Genomic DNA, 22,880 nt, shown 5'->3' with positions numbered 1-22,880 from the left:
AATTTAGACTTCGAAGTCTAAATTATATTAAAGACCCACTTTAAGTGTCAGCACATAATTAATTTTCAATTAAGTGCTGATTATTCATGGCATAACTATTTAGTGGCTTTTAGTTAACCTGAAGATCTATTCACTACTTTGGGATTGCTGAATAAGTAACAATAACTCAGCAGTAGCCGTTGCATCAGCAAGTGCGCGGTGATGGCTGGTTAAATTTAAATTAAAATGCGATGAGAGATTACCAAGCGAATACGACTTTAAGCCTTTAAACGCTTTGCGCGATTCAACCACGGTGCACATTTTTGGCATTTTAAAAAAGTGCCCTGCCATCTCGCATTCTTTTTTAATAAAGCCGTAGTCAAAATTAACGTTATGGGCTACAAAAATACTGCCTGCGAGTTTATCTAATAGCGGCTTGGCTATATCGGCAAATACTGGCGCGTTGCGTACCATGCTATCGCTTATGCCAGTTAGTGACGTTATAAATCCAGGTATATGGCGCTCAGGGTTAACTAAGCTTGTCCAAGTATCAATTACTTTACCGTGCTGCACTTTAACGATGCCAATTTCGGTAATCCGGTTGCCGCCTTTTAAGCCGCCCGTGGTTTCTATGTCAACTACGCTGTAAACACGGTTTGGGTCTACAAACCACTTAACTGCAGCAATATGTACTGTAAAGCCCACATTTTTTAAATTATCAATAGTAGTTAATTGGTTGCGCCTAAGTTTGTCGCCCGGGGCTTTTACCTCTTCAAAATGTACTTGGCCATTATTGATAACCATTAAGTCGGGGTAGCCGTCTTTTAGCTGTAAATAATGTTTGCTCATAGCCGTTAAATGAGTAATTAATGCCTCAAGTGGGCTGTTTAAAATAAGTGCTTCTAGTGGCTCTAATAAATTGCTGCGCCACCTAAACAAACCGTTAGGTTGATCAAAGTATTGCGCTGCATTTTTGCATACTAAATTAAGTAATGCTTGCGACGTTTGGCACTGTGCTAAGCGCTCATTTATCTGTGTTTGCTGCGCTTCATAAAAATTACCAAGTCTTAATACTTGCGGATAAATATCAAACTCATTGCATGGCGGATAAGGCGACTCCACAAATAACTCATGCCAAAATACTAAACCAAACAAACTTTGCCAAAGCGTGTTTTCGGTATTAAATACAGCCATACCTTGGCGAGTATAATAATCGTTTACGCCCTGCTCTACTTCACCTCGGTAAAGTTCATCTATTTCTAGCACGCATTGGGTGTCGGCAAGCATGGCACTTAAACGAGAACGTGTTTTTTTATTAAACTTACGCATTAAAAAATCGTCAGCAAAATACAGTAAATCATCAGTGAGCGGGTTTTCGATAATGGCTTCTAATCGTGCTTTTACCCACTCTTTATTGCCAAGCCTGTATTGCTCTCTTATTTGAATTTCTTGTGCTTCGCTATCATCCGCGCACCCTTCTAGTAAGCTAAAAGCAAGTTCGCTATCAACTGTTTTTAGCTGCCTATAAAGCCTAACTAATAATTTGTTTTTTAATACAATGGCAATTGCACCATGTGCAGCTTGCACTAAAACCTGCGACGCTAAAGCAAGGTAATCACTCTCATCTGTAATATTTTTAAATGCTAACCGGTAACGGTTTAGTAAATAGTTTGATTGTGCTTCGTCAAGTGTTTCAAACCGCGACAAGCTCTCACTGTGTCCTTCGCGCGTAGCGGTTAAGCCTAAGTCTCGCATTACAAAACGGTTTTGATGATTTACATCACCACTGCTTAGTTTGCCTGCAAATAAAAACTCAAAATACTCGTAGTAATCACTGCGGTTGTTAATTACATACTGGCTATAAAGTGGCACAAGCTCTTGTGGGCATGCCTTAAAAAACTCACGCGCAATATCCACCAGCGCGCCTTTAGCGGCGCTCTTTTTAAAGCTTATTTGCTCGTCGTAATTACTTAGTAACTCAACCAAAGAAGGCTTAGTTAGGTGCGCTAAAAGCTGCGAATAATGCTGCTCGTTTGGCTCAAATAAAATGCTCGCTTTTTTTAGCGTATAAATAGCCTGATGCGGCGATGTTATCTCTTCATAATTGAGCGATTGCGCCTGCACCAAATAAGGCTTTCGCGAGTACACGCGCGCTAACATGCACTGGCTTTGCTCATCTAGCTGGTTAATTTTACTAATAAATTCACTATGTTTAGGCTCAAGTAAATGCATACATTTACTTGTTACAAACTCAATAAGCTCTCTAAAATGCGCTAAATAGTATTTTGCTGGTAATTCTTTTTTCATAATACCGCCACAACTGTATATAAAAACAGTATCTAGCATTTGCGCTTATTATTCAATCTTAAACTTGTAATCAGTAATGCTTATAGTTGCCATATAAAAATAATGTAGAGTCGATAAGCACTAAATGTAAAAACCGACATACTACAAGCAATACAATACAATACAATACAAACAAACCATTGCCATACATTGTAAAGACGGCACTGGCCGCACAAGATTGGTCGCTGCACTTATTTTAAATTTGACAGGTTACACATAAGAAGAGGTATACAGCCTAGTACAAGGCATTCGCCCTAAAGCACTCACTATAGAGCTGTAAAAAGAGTACTTTGAGAGCTTTGAGGTGTAAGGCAGAGGTTGGGGAAGATTTAGCACTATAAATAGTGCTAATAATTCTATTTATAGCCTGTAATGAATTAGCACTGATAAGATTGATCACTTGTTATGCAACTCATTTAAACTTTGCCAAGAAATCATTTTTAATACATGCCTTAATACAGAAACTACTATAATTGTTAAAACGCATTAATTGCCAGATGACACCTTGTCCAAAGTCCAAATAAACTGGTTTTGTTGCTTTAAACCAAACATATCTAGGCCTTTTCCACTCAAAGAGGAAGTGTCCTACATGCGTGGATTTAATTATTCCATCTATTTTATCTGAGCTATGTATTTCTACTAACTCATTCGGACCTCGATACTCAGAAATAAAAGAATAAACGAAATGAGTTTTATGATTACTTGAATGAATAGATATATCTTCCATTGATTCATGCAGAGGATCAGGAAGCATCGCACGTAATTTTATGTTTTTCGCTAGATTACGACCATTAATTACCCAAATCATATCCCCGTAGAAATCCTCTCTTGATTTCAACTCAGCTTCAGACATTGGGGAGTTTTGAAATTCAATTACAATATTCTGCTCATTAACAACATCTGCAATATGCTTTTCACCACTTTTATCAAAGTATACTATTTCTTGATTACGATCTTCCCAATGATTTTTCCAATCTCGATGCCATTGGGATTCATTATCCCACCAAGGATCACAACTACATTTTACCTTGTGCGCCCAATGCCATCTAATTTTTGAACCACACTTTGCTACGGTTGGACTACCACAATATATACAAACTCCTTTCATCTTGGGCAGAGGAGCTTGCTTAAATCCGTCAACTAATGAAAATTTCATAAGTACATAACACTCGGTTGTATAATGCCTCAATCAGCCGCTGCTGGATTGGCTTGTTATATTTATTTACCCAATTCAGGAGCGGGTAAAGTTTTTGTAATACTTTTATTTAGCGAATGATTGTCAAATGCTATAGAAACCATTGAAAGCTTCGCCACCAATTTTTTCCCCTTAAATAGAGCTAAATCCGTTCCTAATTCTGCACCGTCAAGATCGGAGAGTGGAAAAGTTTTGTCAATTTTTTTCCAGCCAGATAATCCTTTAAGTAGGATTACTTCACTGTCTATTTTGATTTCGTATTGCCGAAAGCTGAGTACCATCCACCAAGCAAAAATAGATGTTGTAACCAAAGCGAGAATTAACGCCAAAAGTTGTTCATTTGGCGATAACGAAGTATTACTCTCGCTAAGGAATAAAAGAGCGCCAGCATATATTGCAAAGAATCCGATACAGTTAAATAATAGTAAAAAAATTGATTTAAAAATGATTTGAAAAACTGAGCTACGAATTACAGACATGGTATCTCTATAAATATGACAATTTAATCTACGACATTTGACGCTTTATAAACCGACAAATGTCCCTATTTTATAATCTATTAACCTTAACCACCAAATAACCACATGTAAACAATTACTAAACCTCATATCAGTTTATGTAATTGCAAAAACATACCAAAATGGTAGAGAACAGTGATATTGCTCCAACAGGCACTTTCCATAAAGTGCATATTATTCTTTGAAATTTAGTTTTTGTTATTAAAAGGCGCTACTTAATTTCAAAGTATTGAATCTAACGCCTTTAGCTAATACCTTTAAATTGAAACCTTTAAAAACAACTTAATTTATACTTGCCAATCCCTTTATACCCGCACAAGCATATTCAACCATAACGCTTTACGATATTATGCTCTTTTATATTTAATTTAACTTTCAGGGCATATAATGACAACGCACACACCGCCTTCCAACACAGCTGAACACACCTCTCTTTTTTACGTAATATTTATATCGGCCGTGGCTGCTATTGGTGGCTTTTTATTTGGTTTTGACTCGGGCGTTATTAACGGCACGGTATCGGCACTCGGTAATGCGTTTAATTCAAGTAGTGTGGCTACGGGCTTTAATGTTGCCTCTGTGTTACTTGGCTGTGCCTTAGGTGCACTTGCTGCGGGGCCGCTGGCAGATAAGTTTGGCCGCCGTGCAATTATGATCATCACCGCGATTATTTTTGCCATTAGTGCCTTTGGGTCGGGCATTAGCGAAAGCTCTGCGGAGTTTATTTTTTACCGCTTATTTGGTGGTTTAGGTATTGGTGCTGCATCGGTATTGGCGCCAGCTTACATTGCTGAAGTTGCACCACCCGCTCTTCGTGGTCGTTTAGCGACACTACAACAACTCGCTATTGTACTGGGTTTGTTTGCGGCATTTTTAAGTAACTATTTAATTGCTGATGCAGCAGGTAGTGCGCAAAATATTTTAATGCTTGATATAGCCGCTTGGCGCTGGATGTTTTGGGCTGAGCTTGTGCCTGCAGTATTGTTTTTAGTCGGTGTTTTATTTATTCCAGAGTCGCCTCGTTATTTAGTGGCGCAAGGTAAAGTGGATGATGCAAAATCGGTATTTAGCAAAATATCGAACGACAATGCCGATGCGCAAATAAGCGATGTTAAACGCTCATTGCATAGCGACACAAAGCCAAGTATTCGCGACTTATTTATTGATAACAGTAAAAAAGTACACCCAATTGTTTGGGTGGGTGTGGCACTGAGTGTATTTCAGCAATTTGTGGGTATTAATGTGGTGTTTTATTACGGCTCTGAGCTTTGGCAAGCCGCTGGGTTTGATGAGTCGCAATCGTTATTTATAAATGTATTAGCGGGCACCACAAATATTGTATCGACCTTTATTGCCATTGCCCTAGTTGACAAAGTTGGCCGTAAACCGCTGCTGCTTGTAGGTAGTATTGGTATGTTTATTAGCTTAAGCGCGCTTACTTATATATTTGGCAGCGCAGGCCTTGATGAAGCAGGCAAACTTGCCCTTAGCGATAACATGGGTACGTTTGCACTTATTATGGCTAACTTATTTGTGGTATTTTTTGGCTTAAGTTGGGGCCCAATTGTATGGGTATTATTAGGCGAAATGTTTAATAACCGCATTCGTGGTGCAGCCCTTGCTGTTGCAGCAAGCGCACAATGGATTGCTAACTTTGCAATTACTATGACCTTCCCTATTATGCTAGCTAACATTGGCCTTGCCGGTGCTTATGGCTTTTATGCGTTATCGGCACTTATAAGCATATTCTTTGTTGTTAAATACATTAAAGAAACCCGCGGTAAAACGCTCGAATCTATGTGATTTTTAAAAGCGGTGCTATTAATCGTAATCGCCGCTTTGCTTTTACCTACAGTAGTACTATTTAAGAATGATTGTTTAGATGAGCTAAACAATCATTCTTAAATATATTTTAAACTGCTGTTGATACGTAAACGCTGCTTTTACCAGCAAACTTTTAATACCAAAGTGTATAGCTACCGATTGCATACTTAAATATCATTATAGCTCAATACGTTAGCGAACCTTTTAACTTAAGCTAAGGCTGAATAGTAATCTACGCTCATTTATTTAAACTTTATAACCATTGCCGTATTACCTTTTATTATAACTAATCTATTTAAATTCCTTTTTAGAATATCAAAAATTAGCTATTGTCCGCCCATTCCAACTTTATGTATTTACTAAAATGAAAAAACAGTTAATTTCAGGCTTAGCTTTAACGTGTGCGTTAGGTTCGTTCAGTGCATTTGCTACTAATGGTTATTTTACTCACGGCTATGGCATGACCCACAAAGGCATGGCTGGCGCAGGTGTAGCGCTGTCAGAAGAGTTAATGTCTGGCGCTAATAATCCAGCAACTTTTTTACCTAACGGAACAGAGCTATCTCTGGGCTTAGAGCTTTTTTCACCTGAACGAAAATATACTGCATCAAAAGTAGATACTTTTTACCCTGGCGCATTTTATCTTGAAGCAAAAACACAAAAAAGCGACAACACTGTATTTGCAATTCCAGAGTTTGCTATTGGCCATCAATTAAATGAAAAAGTAAATATTGGCTTATTAGTGTATGGCAACGGCGGTATGAATACCGAGTACGGCGCAGAATCCTCTCCTGAGGGGACTTTTTACGCTGGTACAACAGGCGTTGATTTAAAACAACTTTTTATTAGCCCAACAGTAAGCTATAAATTGAATGAACAAACACGCCTTGGTGTATCCCCTATTTACGTGGTGCAACAGTTTGAAGCACAAGGGCTTGGAAACTTTGCTCCTTTTTCGCAATCACCAGAAGCGCTTACAAATAATGGCACCGATACAAGTACAGGCCTAGGCATTCAACTGGGTATTAGCCAAGATATAAATTCGTCATTAAGCTGGGGAGCAAGTTACCGCTCATCAGTGTCTATGCAAGAGTTTGATAGCTATAAAGGTTTGTTTGCAGAGCAAGGCGGATTTGATCTGCCAAGTTCGTTTCAACTTGGTGCTGCCTATAAGCTTACCCCTAGTAATCAGGTTGTATTTGATTGGCAAAAAATAAATTACAGCGAAGTGAAAAGTATTGCAAATCCAGTTAATAACTTGATGTCAGCGCCTTTAGGGGCTGATGCAGGAGCTGGGTTTGGCTGGAACGATATGACTATTTATAAGCTTGGCTATCAATGGCAGCGTACATCGCAACAAAAAATTCGTTTTGGGGTGTCTTACACCGAGCAACCGATTCCTTCGTCCCAAGTTATATTAAATATTTTAGCGCCGGGCGTTCAAGAGTGGCATTTTACAACTGGCCTTAGCCATTCTTTTACCAACAAGGTACAATTAAACGCTATGGCTTTTTATTCGCCAGCAAAAAAAGTAACGGGTGCTAACTACTTAGCGCCTAATCAACAATTATCAATCGAAATGAAACAAACCGGTTTAGGCGTTTCTATTGTTTGGGAAATTTAAAAATGATAACAGAATTCACCCCAGTATCGGCTGCAATAGGCGGTGCATTAATAGGTATAGCGTGTACGTTATTACTGGTTTTATACGGAAAAATTGCGGGCATATCAGGCATTGTTAAGTCTGTATTTGCTAAAGCCAATTCAGACTCTCGTTGGCAATTATACTTTATTTTAGGATTATTGTTGGCAGGTGTAGCGGTAAGAGTATTTGCCCCTTCTTTATTAGAAGGCGAATTACAGTTACCGCCTTGGCTTATTATTGTTGCAGGGCTTTTAGTTGGCGCGGGTACAACTTTAGCTAACGGGTGTACAAGTGGCCATGGCGTGTGCGGCATGTCGCGCTTTTCTGCTCGCTCTTGGGTTGCAACATGTACATTTATGCTTGTTGCCTTCATTACAGCAAACCTTGTAGGATAAATAATGAAAGCAATTATGATGGTTGTTATAGGCTTTATATTTGGCTTAGGGCTTATTATTAGCGGGATGACAAACCCTGCTAAAGTGATTAACTTTCTTACCTATGGAAACCAATGGGATGGAAGCTTAATTATAGTGATGGCTGTTGCCATGCTAATAATGATGCTTACATGGTTATGGGTTGCAAAAAAAGAGAAACCACTTATTTCAGGAACATTTAATTTAAGTAATTTAAAAAATATTGATGCGCGCTTAATTATCGGCTCAGTATTTTTTGGTTTAGGCTGGGGTTTAAGTGGCATTTGCCCAGGCCCAGGCTTGGTTCAATTGGTATCTCTTAAAATGGAATTTTTATTATTTTTTGCAGCCGTCTTAGGCGGTATGTGGTTAGCCAAAAAAGTATAATATTTGCTGCCGACTAAAACTCGGCAGCTACTTTTCCAAACAAAGGTACATAACTTGCTGCAATATATATAAAACTATATTGAACAGGTTTAAGTTATGCTAAATAAAGCGCTGGAATTTTCCAACAGCACCCCCTGGTTAAGCGCGATTTCATCTCTCTTACTTATAGCTATACTACTGTTTTTAATTCGCTTTTTTGTAATGTACTGGCTAAAAAAATGGACTTCAAAAACCAAGTTTATATTCGATACTTTACTAATAGAGTCAATATCTAAACCGCTAACACTGTGCACAATTATTGTGCTGCTCACCATTTTAGAGCACGACACCTTCATTATTAGTACTTCTATTTCTCAACAAATTCCTTTTAATAGTATTAATATTGTACTAGCTCTACTGGCACTTATTATGTTTTTAGACCGCTTTATTATTGGCACTATTAATTACTATGGTAAACAATCTGCCGTTGTTTTTAATTCAAAAAGCATAATTAAAGGCGTGATACGCGTTACATTATCATCCGTAGGAATACTAGTATTAATGGGCACGTTAGGTATTTCTATTACACCCATTATTGCCTCGTTAGGTATTACATCACTGGCTGTTGCCCTTGCTTTACAACCTACCCTCGAAAACTTTTTTTCTGGCGTGCAGCTAGTGATAGATAAACCCATAAGAGTGGGCGATTTTATTGAGCTGGAATCAAAAGAACAAGGCTTTGTAGATCACATAGGCTGGCGATCTACATGGGTTAAAATGCTACCTAACAATATGATTATTATACCTAATAGCCAATTATCTAAGTCGCGTATTATTAATTACTTTTACCCTGAAAAAGAGTTAAGCGTGCCTGTTGATATAAGCGTGCATTACGATTCAGATTTAGAGTTTGTTGAGCAAGTAACACTTGAAGTGGCTCGCGAAATACTTATTTCACACGAATGGGGCGTTGATGATTACAATACCTTTGTGGTTTTTCATACCTTTGATAGATCAAACATTAACTTTACGGTAATGCTTAGAGCTAAAGAATACTTTAATCGCTTTTGGGTAAAATCTGCTTTTATAAAAGCCCTGCATAAACGCTATAAAAAAGAAGGTATTGTAATCCCCTTCCCTATTACGGCTATTAACACTACTCAAGAATCCGCTAAATTTAATAGTGATAAAAAGGTGCAAGGCGATACTTAAAACAAAGCGCGAGAGACTCTCGCGCTAATAAGTATTAAAACTTGTAGGTTATTTGCCCAACAATTTCGCGAGGGCTACCGGGAAAGTGGCCATTACGCTCAGTAAAGCCACTAACCGCGTATTCTTTATCAAACAGGTTATTAATATTTACACTCAATAACACGTCATCAAAGCGACTCGTCCAGCTCATATCAAATACGGTAAATGGTTTTACTTTTTGACCACTTGTACTAAGTTGCTCACTTACGTAATTTGCACCAAAGGCAATTGATGAGTCAATCGAATCCAGTGCGTAGCGAGTCCATAAACCTGCCTGGTGGCGTGGTGCATTAGCAAAGCGCGAACCATCTCCAAATGTATTTGAAAGCGTATCACCCGTTACGCCGTCTACCACTTGCGTATCGTTGTAAGCGTAGTTAGCCGTTACGGTCCAGTGCGCTGATAAATCGCCTACTAAGGTTGTTTCAAAGCCTCGGCTTTCTACTTCACCTATATTTAAAAGTGCAGCAATGCCATCTCCCGCGCCAGTATCGTCTGGGTTGCTCATTACCACGTTTTCTTTATTAATTTGATAAACAGCAAATGTACTCATTATTTTGCCATCAAACCATCTGTTTTTCATACCCAGCTCGGTTTGCTTGCCGGTTTCTGGTTCTAAATTACCTTCGCCTTCTACATCTTCTTGGTCGGCTGATGATGTAGGGTTAAAGCTCTCTGAGTAGTTAATATATACCGATGTGTTTTCTACTGGCTGATAAGTAACAGCAACGCGCGGCGTTATGTCGCTATCTGAGTAACTAAAACCAGTTTCTTGATTAAACTCTTTAAAATGGTCATAGCGCAAACCTGCAATTATTGTCCACTGCTCGCCTATGCTAATTACGTCTTGCGCGTATACACCAAATCGGTCGGTATCAACGCCATCGCGGTTTAAATCGGTGAGGTTATAAGTACTTGGATCGGTTTCACCGTAGTTTAAATTAAAAATATTTAAATTAGCGACGCCATCGGTCTCATATCGGGCGCGAAAGTAGTCATATTCGGTATCAACGGTGTGGTAATCACCACCAAATAAAAACTGATGTGTTAATTGTCCTTGTCCAAAGTTATAAACAAAGTCGGTGGTTAAGCTTGCCTCTTTATTGGCGCGATATTGCTTGCGGTATTCTCGTTTGATGGTTTCGTCATCAATATTGGCAATGCCATCACCGTTTACATCTACCCAGTTTTGCGACTCATGGTAGGCTTGGTCTCGCTCGTTATCCATGTAACGCAGTGTGCTACTTACAGAAAAATCATCACTAAAGTAATGACTTATCTCGGCTTGAAGTACCAAAGCTTCCATATTTTGATAATCAAACGACTCATTGACGTTATAACTTGGGTCAACTAAAAAATTGCCGTTGTCATCTACCGGTACGCCACGTAGGCGGTTTCCGCCTAGGTCTTGTTTAATGTAGTCAACACTTGTGGTTAGGGTTGTTGAATCACTTAAATCAAATAACAATCCACCTGTCAGCTCGGTGTTTTTTGAGTCTGCATTATTACGAAAGCTGTCTTGCTCCTCGTAATAGCCACCTACACGGTACGCCATGGTGTCGGTTAAACCGCCGGTCATATCGAGTGATGCACCACGGGTGTTGTAGTTACCCAAAGTAAGCTTTAATTCACGTTTTTGTGTGTAGCTTGGCTTTTTGGTTACGTAATTAATCATCCCACCAGGTTCGCCACCGCCATACAAAGCAGAGGCTGGCCCTTTTAATACTTCAACACGTTCTACATTAAATAACTGCGGTACACCAAAGCCCGAATATGGGTCGCCACGCACACCATCGTAAAATACATTTGCGTCATCTCTAAAACCACGAAAAGTTACGCCTGAGTAGCTATATTCGCTCACTCCCGCAATAGATCGGTACAAATCGGTAATGTCACGAGCTGCTTGGTCAATTATAAGTTGCTCTGTTAAAACCTGAGCCGATTGCGGAAGCTTAATAAGATCTAAATTAGTTTTAGTCCCAATTTTACTTTCGGTTTCTAGGTAAAATTGCTGGGCACGGCCAGTTACTTCTATTTTTTCAATATCGTTATTTTGCTCTGCAAATGCCATATTAGAAAAAACAGATAAAGACGCAGCAATACTTAATGCCAAATAATTAGGGTTAAACATGATAATTCCTGGGAGAAGTGTAGATAGCCAACAACCTAAATGATAACTTTTATCATTTTCATAATCAACACAAGGGCGGGTTTAATACATCTAAATATTAGAACTAATATTAATTAAAACAGAGCGCTAGCCCTTTTATTGCAGTTAAAATAAAACCCCTACTGTATTAAATACAGTAGGGGTTATTAAGTAATTCTTAAATTAGTTTTAGCGTGTAATTTACCCAGCAATATTGCTAATTTGAATTACTGGAGACACGTTAGTAAAATTAACTAAATCAGCCGCTATTACTTCTTGATGAGGTGCAAAGGCTTGCTGAAAAGATTCTACCGATTCAAACACTAAATGCCCCATAGCAATATAAGTTGGCGCTTCGCCCGGTGCGCCACCAGCTAAACCTGCATCTGCACTACTTGATATAAGCGCTTTACCAACTAACTCTGCAACTAGTGGTAAATGTGTTTTACAGTAGTAGTCCATATCGAAAGTAGCACTTTCATTATTTGGGTATAATACGCTTACTTTAATCATTACATTCTCTCTTTTATTTACTAAAAAATTTAAAGCATCTTTTGAAATAGTATGAATCATACTTAAGTAAAAAGCGCATAAGTGAGCAGTCGCTCAATTATGTAGTATTCATGCTCATAGCGCCAGTAATTTGATTGCAGTGCTTATTTTAATTAAGGTGATACTTCGCTAATTTACTTAAGTACAGGTCGTTTTTTAAAAGGTTTGGGCGGTAAAGGTTCTACAAAGTTAACGCACGTATTTACCCAATATGCTAAATCAGAATCAGACTCAAAACCTTCAGGCAAAATATAAACCAAGCCCTTAACTGGTTTTACTGTAGGTCTCTCTTCTAATCCTCTATCAAACGCCATTTAGTACCTATATTTTTAATAAACACATTACACACTTAATAACGGTAATAGCACTTAAACCTAAGTGAATAAAATAACAGTAATGAAGGTGATTAAGAAAGGTATGCAAAGAGTAGGTATAAAATTATTTTGGACTTACAGTTTATATCAAACCGCACTAATCAAAGCTGATTGAGCTGACACTAGTGCGGTTCAAAAGTAAGTATAAAACTAACTAATTCAATTTTAATAAACCAAAATGCTTATGCAGACAGTTGCACTTGAGCATCGGTTACAGATACTTTTTTCATGCTGCCTTGTTGTTCAAGACGAATATGCCAGCTAAACGCTTCTTCAAGTAAATGAGGGGTGTGCCCACCACGCTCACAAGCGCGATTGTAGTAATCTAACATATCGTCACGGTAATCTGGGTGCACGCAGTGCTTAATGACTTGTATCGCTCGCTCACGCGGCGCTAAACCGCGTAAATCAGCTAAGCCTTGCTCGGTTACTAAAATATCAACATCGTGTTCGTTATGATCAACATGACTCGCCATAGGCACTACGCTTGAAATAGCACCATTTTTAGCAATCGATTTAGTCACAAATATTGCTAAATGAGCATTACGAGCAAAATCGCCCGAGCCGCCAATACCATTCATCATCCGTGTGCCACAAACATGTGTTGAATTTACATTGCCATACATATCAAACTCAAGCGCAGTGTTTATTGCAATAATTCCTAAACGGCGCACTATTTCAGGATGGTTCGAAATTTCTTGAGGGCGTAACACTAGCTTGTCTTTGTATTGTTCTAAATTATTAAATACTTGCGCGTTACAACGCTCTGACAAAACAATTGAGCTGCCCGATGCAAAACTAAGCTTACCTGCGTCAATTAGGTCAAACGTCGAATCTTGTAGTACTTCAGAGTACATTGTTAGGTCTTTAAAGTCAGAGTCGAGTAATCCCATCATTACAGCATTTGCAATGTTACCAATGCCTGCTTGTAGCGGTCCTAAATTAGCTGGCAATTTATTTTGAGCCACTTCGTCTTTAAAAAAGTTAACTAAATGGCGCGCAATAGCGGCGGTGTCTTCATCAGGGTCGGTAACGGTAGAAAACGAATCGCTTTGGTTAGTAAAAACAATACCAACAATTTTTGCAGGATCGATAGGAATAGCAGTGCTACCAATTCGGTCATCCACTTTAACTAACGGCATTGGTTGGCGAGTAGGACGATACGAAGGGATGTATATATCGTGCAAACCTTCAAGATTCGGGTTATGCAGCATATTAATTTCAACAATGACTTCTTTGGCAAAAATAGCAAAACTGGCTGAGTTACCAACCGATGTAGTTGGCACAATATGCCCTTCTTCGGTAATAGCGACTGCTTCAATAACAGCTACATCAGGCATGGTTAATTGATGATTTCGTAGATGCTCAACCGTTTCAGATAAATGCTGATCAATAAACATAACTTCGCCGTTATTAATCGCTTTACGTAAAGTGCTATCTACTTGAAAAGGCATACGACGCGCTAAAATGCCCGCTTCTGTTAATAGCTTGTCGAGATCATTACCTAATGACGCACCCGTCATTAAATTTATTTTGATTGGATTTTTTTTGACTTGCTCAATTAATGCTCTGGGTACTGCTTTAGCTTCTCCGGCGCGAGTGAAGCCACTCATCCCTACAGTCATTCCATCTTTAATAAATTGGCTTGCTTGTTCTGCCGGCATCACCTTGTCGTGCAGGTTACTATTGCGAATACGTTCCAAGTGCATACTGAGCTCCTCTCTAAATTTGACATTATTCTAATCCTAACTTCGTACTACACAATCTAGACTTAAGTCGTATTTACGAATCGAGGATGAGCAACATGTTTAAAAGGGAGGTTAATTTACTTTTAATTAATACTATCATGTAGTTATTAGTAATATTTTTAACAAAAATGACATAACAATCTATAAAGTAATTTATAAAGTAATCTATAAATAAATAGTATTATTTAATTAGAGGAATTATTTTTGAGGAATTAACTTTATTAGTTCAAACACCCAAATGAGGAATTTGGGTGGCAGTCTTACCAGCCACATCTCGGCACACACGTCACAAACTGTGGCTGCTCCCTTCCGGGCCTGACCAGGTTCGCCTGCTAGTGTTGCGAGAGGACCAATAAGACTACCATTGAGGGCCTTGGTTGGCGCGGGAGGGATTATCTCTACTTTTGCTCTGTTATTCAAGGGATAATCTAAAAAGAAAGTGCGATTGCATACTTCATATACAATCGCGGCGTATTTAGCTATTTTAGTGCGTATTAATTGTTCTCTAACTGCGCTTTTATATTACGTAATGCTGCTTTTACTTTTTTCATGTTTTCTGGACCCATACGTAAAAGCTGTTTTTGTGCATCTGGTAATTGCTCCCACTCCGAAAACGCATACTGATACGTTACTGAATCACGAAGTAACGGCAAGTCACCTTCAGGCTCTGGCGTATCAAGTAATAAATCGATTGCATCGGTTAGCGTTTGATTAAACTCGTCATCGCCGTAACCAATTTCACTGTATGCATTATTAATAAGTGGCTTGTACTCTTCGTACATGCGAACGGCTTGCGCTGCACTCATACTGGTAAATATTTTCACATACGGTGTATAACGCTCGTAGCTGTTAGGGTTAATAGTTAAGATATCACCTTCATTCACGCTAAATTTTTCTTCTGGCTGTACAACAGGCATGTGTTTTTTAGCTATTTTTCCTTTTGCTAAGTTATCTACATATACCACACCACGACGAATAACATCGTCGGTCACCATTAAGCTCATTACTGAGTCGCTTAGGTACTCGTCCATTTTAGCAACAACAACTGCATCACTTTCGTTAAGCGTTGGTAGTGGTTTTACTTCAGGCACAGGCTCACTTGGACTTTGTGCTGGTACTTCAAGCTCTGCTGGCTTTTCTGGATTTACAGACGGCGCATCTACCACGGGGTCGTTCTCGGGTTTAAGCTCCATCATAGGTTGTTCTTTAACTGTGGGCTCTACCTCAGTGCGTGTTGCTTGCTCGTCACTGGGTGTTAGCAATACGAAGGCGGCCGCACATGCTACGACTATTAAAATAATAACGGCGAAAAGAATATTGTTATTAGGTGGACGTTTTTGAACATCTGATGCTTCTGGTTTATCTGACATACGAACTCCATAAAAATTAAAATGCGATATCACTTAGAGTACGCTAAGTGGATTAAATTCATTCTTACACAAATACTATTACATTTTATAATACGGCAATTATAGCAAAGTAAGTTACGTACTAAATTGGGTGATTAAACAATGTAATAAGTATTAGGGCAGTTATCCTTTGATTCTTCTAGCTTAAAGACTTACAGTTAATAAATAAAGTAAAGACGTAGAACAGTTTAACCACCAATATGAAAATCAAGCAAGTTGATCCACAAAAACCTAAAATTGCCTTATTACTCACAGGTGGTGGCGCACGTGCTGCTTATCAAGTGGGTGTCCTTAAAGCGCTAGCTCATAGTATGCCTCGTACTGCTCCATTGCCATTTAGAGTAATAAATGGCACCTCTGCTGGAGCTATTAACTCAGCTGCGTTAGCATGTTACGCCTCCTGTGCGCATTTGGCTGTACGAAAGCTTGAATCAGTTTGGAAAAACTTTTCAACCTCTATGGTCTATAAAAGTGATTTTTTAAGTGTATTTGGTCATATTGCGCGTAATATTTTAACGAGCTTTCAGTCAGAACATATTAACCATCCACCAGCGAGCTTGCTAAACAACCGCCCTCTGCGTGGTTTATTAAACGAAATTTTAGATTTACACCGCATTGAGCGCAATTTACATCGTAATTATTTAGATGCGCTGTCTATTACGGCCTCAAGTTATACAACGGGCGACTCTGTTGCATTTTTTCAATCTAATACGCAAACATCTTGGCAGCGTGCTAAACGCGAAGGCCGTGCAACTCGTATTAATGTTGAGCACTTAATGGCATCGAGTGCCATCCCTATGGTGTTTCCAAGTGTAAATATTTATAACCATTACTTTGGGGATGGCTCTATACATCAACTTTCTCCGCTGAGTCCGTCGATTCATTTAGGCGCTGAAAAAATATTTATTATTGGGGTCGACCAACCCAAAGAATTACACCCACCGGGTTACTCGCCACATTATCCGGGTCTATCTGCTGTTGCAGGGCATTTACTCGACAGTGTATTTACCGACACTATGCAATCGGATTTGGAGCGTTTGGCTCGTGTTAACCGAACATTAGGGCTATTACCCGCTCGCGACAAACATCAAGAACTTAAACAAATAGATACCTTTGTCATTAACCCTTCGCAAAACTTTAATGCCATTGCAGCTCAGTATTACGACGATATGCCATGGGCCATTAAAGTATTGCTACGTACCATAGGTGTTAAAAAGCATTCGCAATCGAGTTTAACCAGCTACCTATTGTTTGAAAAACGCTACACCCAGCATTTAATGCAAATTGGCTATGAAGATGGTATGGCGCAGTTGCCTAAGATGCGTGAATTTTTAGAGTTAGATTAATCTTTTAGAGTTAGATTAATCTAAGTCACTATTCGATTCCGTCGAGCAGATAGTGCTCTACCCGCTCAACACGCCTTGGTTTACCTTGTAATACTAAAACGTCATTAGCCAATAATGTTGTTTGCGCTGATGGCGTATCTATTTCGGCTCCTTCTCTGCGCAGTGCTTTTACGAGTACTCGCCGCTTTTCTAAATTAAGATCTTCAATTGTTTTACCCACGGCATAAGCTTGCTGAGGTAGCGCTACAACATGTAAGTATTCTAATCGTTCACTTGAGGCATCTTCGCTATCTTTAAAATACCCTGCGTAAAAGCTTTGCATTAACGGATAACGATTACGACGTTCTTTACTTACTCTACGCACAATACGCGTCATCGGTACGCCCGACATAGACAACACATGCGACACGAGCATTAAGCTCGCCTCTAACGACTCTGGCACTACTTCGGTTACGCCTAGCCCTTTTAAATAATCTAACTGCCTATCGTCACGAGTACGAATAAGTATTTTAACGTTGGGCGCTATTTGTTTTATGGCATCAATAACAACTTGTGCGTGATCAAGCTCTGTAAAAGTAATAATAACCAAGCGAGCTCGCTCTACTCCTGCGCACTTTAAAATATCTTTTTGTTTAACATAGCCAAATATAACAGGCTCACCTGCCGCTTTGCCTTCTTGTACTAAAATTGGGTTACTTTCAATGGCAACGTAGTCTATTGCTTCGGGCTTTAAAAAACGCGCTATAGTTTGCCCAACACGCGAAAAACCACAAATAACAACATGGTCGCTATAAAGTGTACTACTTTGTGGCTCACTCTCCAGCGCTAAACTAGGGCGATCGAGTATACCAAAACGCTTTAAAATAAATGGCGTTTTATCAATCAAAAATGGTGTAAATGCCATTGATAACACACCAAGGGCAATTAAAAATGAAGCTTGCTCTGAGTTTAATAACTGATGCTGGCCAGCAAGTGCTATAAGTACAAAACCAAACTCCCCCATTTGCCACAGCATAATGCCACAGGCGAGCGAGTCTTGGTTTCGCTCATGCATTAGCCGCGCACTAAGTGCTACTACTGTAATTTTTAATACGAGTAACCCAAGCAATGCGCCAATAATTATTACTATATGCGCCAGTACAAATAAAATATCCAACTGCATACCCACAGTTACAAAAAACAGCCCCATTAAAATATCGCGAAATGGACGTATATCGGCCTCTAACTGATGCCTGTAATTGCTCTCACCTAACATCATTCCCGCTAAAAAAGCGCCCAATGCCATAGACAAGCCAAACATATACGTTAAAAAGCCCGCAAATAAGGCGACTAATATAGTGGTAAGCACAAATAACTCATCGGTTCGTACTTGCGCTATTTCTTTAAACACAATGGGCAATACCCATTTACCAATTGCCCAAAGAAGCACGCATACAAATGCGCCCTTACTTAGGGCAAACGCTAAAGCCCAGCCAATACTTTGAGAGTCGCTTGATGCAAATAAAGGAAGTATTATTAATAGAGGAACAACAGCAATATCTTGAAAAAGCAGTACACCAACTGCTAATTGCCCACGGCGCTGATTAAGCTCACCCGTTTCCTTTAATAGCTTAACCACTACAGCCGTAGAAGAAAGCGCCATAATTGTACCAATGGTAAAACTGGTGAGTAGGGAAAAGTCTAAACAATATAAAATAATAATGAAGAGTAAGCTGGTTATACCTACTTGTAACGAGCCCAGCCCAAATACTAGGCTTCGCATTGCCATTAGTCGCGAAATAGAAAATTCTAACCCCAAACTAAATAACAAAAACACAATACCAAGCTCTGCTACAAACTCTATTTCATGAGATTGCGCTAACCAACCAATACCATGACTACCGGCTAAAACCCCCGTTGCTAGGTACGCCAAAATAGGCGGCAAGCCAATGCGTTTAAAAAACCACACAAAAAGAACTGCTGCCACTAGCAAGCCAAAAATTTGAACGTTAATACTCTGCAAATTCGGCCTCACGCGTCAATTAAACCAAGGGACTTACTTTAAATATAGCAACCTTCTGTTTTTCAGCCAGTTTTAAAATATGGCACAAAAATCGCTTAGTAATTGCAAAGTAACACCCTCGGGGGAGAATTTAATGGAAAACGTCCATATTTTGACGCAGCGTGTGTCTGGTCGCGGTGATTTTTTGCCGTTTTCGGCTGAACATTCGCCAACAAATGAAATAACAGAAACACATAAACTCGTTACAGAGCTACAAACTAGCTTAGTGATTGAGGATGTTTTAGCTATATACGCAAAATTTACAAAACAATTGTTAAATTTCTCCGGTTTACAGTTTCAGTCAACACTGGGAACTACGCAAACATCACAGAGTGATACAAATAGTACACCCTATATTTTTGATTTGGCGATTGGTAAAGAACACTTAGGGCAGCTAATTTATTTTAGTAAATTCCCGCTTGGTCAAGCCATTGAGAAAAAGCTACATACTTTACATACTGCGCTGGTTTATCCACTTCGTAATGCGATGATGTACAGCCGAGTATTAAAGCTTGCCACAAAGGATGCATTAACCGGCTTAAATAACCGTAGTCAGTTTAATGACTTTTTACTGCAAAAGCTTGAAAACTGCCGTCGTTACCAGCGTCCATTTAGTTTAATGCTGCTTGATTTAGATAATTTTAAACAAGTTAACGACAACTTTGGCCATAAAATTGGTGACGATACACTTAAAGAGTTTTCAAAAGTACTGTGTAGCAGCATACGCGGCACCGATTCGGTATTTAGATTTGGTGGTGATGAGTTTGCTTTACTTATTGAAGACCCTGAGTTTACAACGAATAAAGTGATTGCTGAGCGGATAATGTGCTTAGTAAGAAAATCGCCTCTAATGTCTAAGTATAAAGTAACAACCAGTATTGGTTTTACTTTAGCTAACAGCCAAGACAGCGAAACTGAAATATTTGCTCGCGCCGATAAAGGTTTATACAAAGCAAAAGCATCTGGTAGAAACTGCGCAAAAGCCTATTAGTCTTTACTTAACTGCATTAAATAAAAAGCCTAGCTTCCCCCGCTAGGCTTTGCACTTACCAATTTATAAATAAACAACGCGGCACAAAAACCAAAAAAGAATCCGCTAATTAAATTAAGTAATGCGGTAATAGTAGCAAGCGGTGTAAATAATACTAAAAGCAGTGGCAGGCTCACGCCTAAAATAAAAAACAATCCACCTTTACCTAACCAATAAGCTAATAAAAGCACTGCAGATACAATTCCACCCGCAACTGCATAACCTAGCGTAACTATATTTAGCTCAAGTAAAATATTAGCAATAATAGCTATAACGGCCGTTATTAGCATACCCATTGGCGCTTTAGTAACTAACGACAAACCAACATGCGGCTGTTTACTCATTTATTTACACTCCCAAAAAATACCATTTTCATCAATATGTTTAGCACTTATAAAATAACCAACCACTTGAACTAATTCATCATTATAAAAAATAAGCGGCACACTGGCGCGAAGCCAGGGCGCTATTTTTGCATCTTTAAACCAATGCTTAACTGTATTACTACCAGGCTTTTTAAGTGGTTTAATGCGTGCGCTATTGCAATCAAAGCGCACTACTACTTGCTCATTAGCGTGTGGAGGTCTTACTCCGCAACCGGTGCTTTTAATTAATAAGCGCCCGTCTGCCAGTTTTAGCTGTGAATGATTCAGCTCAATATCTGTTAATACTTCACTTGGTGTTACAAAATACAAATAACCTTGATGACGACGTATTTGCCCATCGAGCAAATCAATACGCATTTGTGCATCGTTTTTTGCGCGCATTGCTTGATTAATAATTTGCTCAAGCTGCTTTTGCGATGGCATCACTTGTGTAAATAGTGCAAGCCACGCACGTACTATATTTGCAATGCGCGCTGCGCTGTACTCGCTTATTTTGCTAATGCACAGTGCTTGATGCTCGTTAATACACTTATTTAAATCAAGCTGGGTATATTCATCAAGTAGAGTTTGCTGTTGCTGTAGTAGTTCAATGCTTCGTGCAGTGCATTGTTCAAACCCATTAAAGCGCTCAGCTAACACGGGTACTATTTTTGATCGTAAAAAATTACGGTCAAAGCTTTCATCTGTATTAGAGTCATCGGTTATGTGGTTAATATTAAACTGCGCTGCAAACGCTTCTATATCGCTGCGAGCTACATTTAGTAATGGTCTAAAACATATACGCCCACTTTGCAGCAAGCGCTCTTTATACATAGAACCAAGCCCTTTTAAACCTGAGCCACGCTTTAAGCGCAATAAAAACGTTTCTACTTGGTCGCTTAAGTGTTGGCCCAGTAAAATAATGCTGCCTTGTGGGCTTAGTTCATCAAGTGCTTTATAACGGGCGTCGCGTGCTTGGGCTTCAAGACTTGTGCGCGACTGCGGCTCAATAACAACTTTCGCAGCTTCAAAAGGCACATTAAGCTCAATGCATACGTTTTTGCAAAAGTGTTGCCAGTCATCAGCATACTGGCTCAAACCATGGTGAACATAAATAGCCGATACATTAATTGCAGGGTTATCTTCTTTTAAAGTGCGCATTAAATGCAACAGCACCACAGAATCAACGCCACCAGAAAGCGCCACTGTAAAAGCGGTGTTACCTTGCTCAATATAGCTATTTAATGATTTTTTTAATTGCTGATAAATTGCTGATGTATACATATGGGCGCACTTTTATATAAAAACTCTGAACATTTTAAAGCAAAAAAGCCGCATAAGCGGCTTTTTTTAACATTTAATGTGTTTAGCAATAACCAAACGACATTAAACGTTTATAACGTTGATCAAGCATTTCTTCAAGCGTAAGCGCTTGTAGGTCTGCTAAGTCACGTTTAAGGCGAACTTTTAAGTTACGTGCCATAGCATCGTAATTGCGGTGCGCGCCACCTAGAGGTTCATCAATTAAGTTACTGATTAAATCTAGTTCTTTAACTCGCTCTGCGGTTACACCCATTGCTTCTGCTGCAAGTGGTGCTTTGTCGGCGCTTTTCCAAAGAATAGACGCACAACCTTCAGGAGAAATTACAGAGTAAGTGCTGTATTGCAACATGTTAACTCTGTCGCCAACACCAATCGCTAATGCACCACCTGAACCGCCTTCACCGATAACCGTACATATTGTCGGCACTTTAAGTGTCGCCATTACTTTTAAGTTACGCGCGATTGCTTCAGATTGACCACGTTCTTCAGCGCCAACACCTGGGTATGCACCCGGCGTGTCGATAAAAGTCATAATTGGCATTTTAAAACGCTCAGCCATTTCCATTAAGCGTAATGCTTTACGGTAACCTTCTGGCTTTGGCATACCAAAGTTGCGTTTAATTTTTTCAGCAGTGTCACGGCCTTTTTGTTGGCCAATAACCATTACTGGTTCGCCATCTAAACGCGCAACGCCTCCTAAAATAGCCGGATCGTTAGCAAAAGTACGATCGCCAGCAAACTCGTCAAATTCCGTGAAAATGCGCTCGATATAATCTCGAGTGTAAGGACGCAACGGATGACGTGCTAACTGTGATACTTGCCAAGCGCCTAAATTAGAAAAAATCTCCTGTTTTTGTTTGGCACTTTTTTCTTTTAATTTGCTGACTTCCTCTTCTAACTCAAGGTCTAATTCGCCAGCGCGGCTTATATTTTGTAATTCTTCAATTTTTGCTTCTAATTCTGCAATTGGAAGCTCAAAATCAAGATAATTGAGGCTCATGCTCTA

Annotated in this window: 19 protein-coding genes, 1 other RNA gene and 1 pseudogene; 8 read left to right on the top strand and 13 right to left on the bottom strand. The window is 39.3% G+C overall.

Annotation, left to right across the window (positions count from 1 at the left end; genetic code table 11):
• Window positions 1-126: 126 nt before the first annotated feature.
• Window positions 127-2,325: an exonuclease domain-containing protein gene (locus tag GQR39_RS11305; RefSeq protein ID WP_165735666.1), complete on the bottom strand. Its 2,199-nt coding sequence runs from the start codon at window positions 2,323-2,325 to the stop codon at window positions 127-129.
• Window positions 2,326-2,415: 90 nt separating this feature from the next.
• Between GQR39_RS11305 and GQR39_RS20305 the strand changes: the two are divergent.
• A pseudogene (locus GQR39_RS20305) lies at window positions 2,416-2,605 on the top strand (protein phosphatase); the annotation flags it as partial.
• Window positions 2,606-2,737: 132 nt separating this feature from the next.
• On the opposite strand, the gene GQR39_RS11300 reads toward GQR39_RS20305, so the two are convergent.
• Both GQR39_RS11300 and GQR39_RS11295 read right to left on the bottom strand, forming a co-directional pair.
• Window positions 2,738-3,481: a competence protein CoiA family protein gene (locus tag GQR39_RS11300; RefSeq protein ID WP_165721627.1), complete on the bottom strand. Its 744-nt coding sequence runs from the start codon at window positions 3,479-3,481 to the stop codon at window positions 2,738-2,740.
• Window positions 3,482-3,543: 62 nt separating this feature from the next.
• The gene (locus GQR39_RS11295; RefSeq protein ID WP_096793441.1) at window positions 3,544-3,999 is read right to left on the bottom strand and encodes a hypothetical protein; all 456 of its coding nucleotides are present in this window, start codon (window positions 3,997-3,999) and stop codon (window positions 3,544-3,546) included.
• A gap of 426 nt (window positions 4,000-4,425) precedes the next feature.
• Here GQR39_RS11295 and GQR39_RS11290 point away from each other — a divergent pair, with 426 nt between their 5' ends.
• The 5 genes from GQR39_RS11290 to GQR39_RS11270 all read left to right on the top strand — a co-directional run bounded on the left by GQR39_RS11290 (window position 4,426) and on the right by GQR39_RS11270 (window position 9,498).
• On the top strand, window positions 4,426-5,841 hold the full coding sequence (locus GQR39_RS11290; RefSeq protein ID WP_165735665.1) for a sugar porter family MFS transporter: 1,416 nt from the start codon (window positions 4,426-4,428) through the stop codon (window positions 5,839-5,841).
• A gap of 385 nt (window positions 5,842-6,226) precedes the next feature.
• The gene (locus GQR39_RS11285) at window positions 6,227-7,486 is read left to right on the top strand and encodes an outer membrane protein transport protein (RefSeq protein WP_165735664.1); all 1,260 of its coding nucleotides are present in this window, start codon (window positions 6,227-6,229) and stop codon (window positions 7,484-7,486) included.
• Between the two features lie 2 nt (window positions 7,487-7,488).
• Window positions 7,489-7,902: a YeeE/YedE thiosulfate transporter family protein gene (locus tag GQR39_RS11280; protein WP_165735663.1), complete on the top strand. Its 414-nt coding sequence runs from the start codon at window positions 7,489-7,491 to the stop codon at window positions 7,900-7,902.
• Window positions 7,903-7,905: 3 nt separating this feature from the next.
• Complete coding sequence (locus tag GQR39_RS11275; protein ID WP_165721623.1) at window positions 7,906-8,307, top strand: DUF6691 family protein; 402 nt, start codon at window positions 7,906-7,908, stop codon at window positions 8,305-8,307.
• Between the two features lie 96 nt (window positions 8,308-8,403).
• Window positions 8,404-9,498 carry a mechanosensitive ion channel family protein gene (locus GQR39_RS11270; RefSeq protein WP_165735662.1) on the top strand — a complete coding sequence of 365 codons (1,095 nt, stop codon included), beginning with the start codon at window positions 8,404-8,406 and terminating at the stop codon, window positions 9,496-9,498.
• Between the two features lie 34 nt (window positions 9,499-9,532).
• Here the strand turns inward: GQR39_RS11270 and GQR39_RS11265 are convergent, their stop codons facing one another.
• From GQR39_RS11265 to GQR39_RS11240, 6 genes are all read right to left on the bottom strand, one after another.
• Window positions 9,533-11,668, bottom strand: a complete 2,136-nt coding sequence (locus GQR39_RS11265) for a TonB-dependent receptor (protein WP_165735661.1) — start codon at window positions 11,666-11,668, stop codon at window positions 9,533-9,535.
• Window positions 11,669-11,887: 219 nt separating this feature from the next.
• Window positions 11,888-12,199, bottom strand: a complete 312-nt coding sequence (locus tag GQR39_RS11260; protein WP_002958288.1) for an EthD family reductase — start codon at window positions 12,197-12,199, stop codon at window positions 11,888-11,890.
• Between the two features lie 173 nt (window positions 12,200-12,372).
• A complete protein-coding gene (locus tag GQR39_RS11255) occupies window positions 12,373-12,552 on the bottom strand; it encodes a hypothetical protein (protein WP_240918203.1) in 180 nt (59 codons plus the stop codon).
• 242 nt (window positions 12,553-12,794) lie between these two features.
• The gene (locus tag GQR39_RS11250; protein ID WP_165735660.1) at window positions 12,795-14,321 is read right to left on the bottom strand and encodes an acetyl-CoA hydrolase/transferase family protein; all 1,527 of its coding nucleotides are present in this window, start codon (window positions 14,319-14,321) and stop codon (window positions 12,795-12,797) included.
• A 297-nt stretch (window positions 14,322-14,618) separates the two neighbouring features.
• An RNA gene (ffs, locus tag GQR39_RS11245) (signal recognition particle sRNA small type) lies at window positions 14,619-14,715 on the bottom strand.
• Between the two features lie 139 nt (window positions 14,716-14,854).
• Window positions 14,855-15,730, bottom strand: coding sequence for a DUF3014 domain-containing protein (locus GQR39_RS11240; RefSeq protein ID WP_101217226.1), 876 nt, complete (start codon window positions 15,728-15,730; stop codon window positions 14,855-14,857).
• Window positions 15,731-15,969: 239 nt separating this feature from the next.
• Between GQR39_RS11240 and GQR39_RS11235 the strand changes: the two genes are divergently transcribed.
• Window positions 15,970-17,115, top strand: a complete 1,146-nt coding sequence (locus tag GQR39_RS11235; protein WP_007584072.1) for a patatin-like phospholipase family protein — start codon at window positions 15,970-15,972, stop codon at window positions 17,113-17,115.
• Between the two features lie 28 nt (window positions 17,116-17,143).
• Here the strand turns inward: GQR39_RS11235 and GQR39_RS11230 are convergent, their stop codons facing one another.
• On the bottom strand, window positions 17,144-19,117 hold the full coding sequence (locus tag GQR39_RS11230; RefSeq protein WP_165735659.1) for a monovalent cation:proton antiporter-2 (CPA2) family protein: 1,974 nt from the start codon (window positions 19,115-19,117) through the stop codon (window positions 17,144-17,146).
• A 133-nt stretch (window positions 19,118-19,250) separates the two neighbouring features.
• Here GQR39_RS11230 and GQR39_RS11225 point away from each other — a divergent pair, with 133 nt between their 5' ends.
• Window positions 19,251-20,147: a GGDEF domain-containing protein gene (locus GQR39_RS11225; RefSeq protein ID WP_024590733.1), complete on the top strand. Its 897-nt coding sequence runs from the start codon at window positions 19,251-19,253 to the stop codon at window positions 20,145-20,147.
• A 29-nt stretch (window positions 20,148-20,176) separates the two neighbouring features.
• On the opposite strand, the gene GQR39_RS11220 is transcribed toward GQR39_RS11225, so the two are convergent.
• From GQR39_RS11220 to accA, 3 genes are all read right to left on the bottom strand, one after another.
• Complete coding sequence (locus tag GQR39_RS11220) at window positions 20,177-20,530, bottom strand: hypothetical protein (RefSeq protein WP_007581020.1); 354 nt, start codon at window positions 20,528-20,530, stop codon at window positions 20,177-20,179.
• Window positions 20,531-21,835 (bottom strand): tRNA lysidine(34) synthetase TilS, encoded by a 1,305-nt coding sequence (gene tilS / locus GQR39_RS11215; protein ID WP_165735658.1) that lies wholly within the window; start codon window positions 21,833-21,835, stop codon window positions 20,531-20,533.
• Window positions 21,836-21,917: 82 nt separating this feature from the next.
• On the bottom strand, window positions 21,918-22,874 hold the full coding sequence (gene accA / locus GQR39_RS11210) for an acetyl-CoA carboxylase carboxyl transferase subunit alpha (RefSeq protein WP_007581016.1): 957 nt from the start codon (window positions 22,872-22,874) through the stop codon (window positions 21,918-21,920).
• Window positions 22,875-22,880 lie beyond the last annotated feature (6 nt).

It is taken from the genome of Pseudoalteromonas sp. C8 (assembly GCF_011378685.1).
Lineage (GTDB): Bacteria > Pseudomonadota > Gammaproteobacteria > Enterobacterales > Alteromonadaceae > Pseudoalteromonas > Pseudoalteromonas arctica.
Note: the sequence above shows the minus strand (reverse complement) of the source record. Positions and strands in the feature narration are given on the sequence as shown.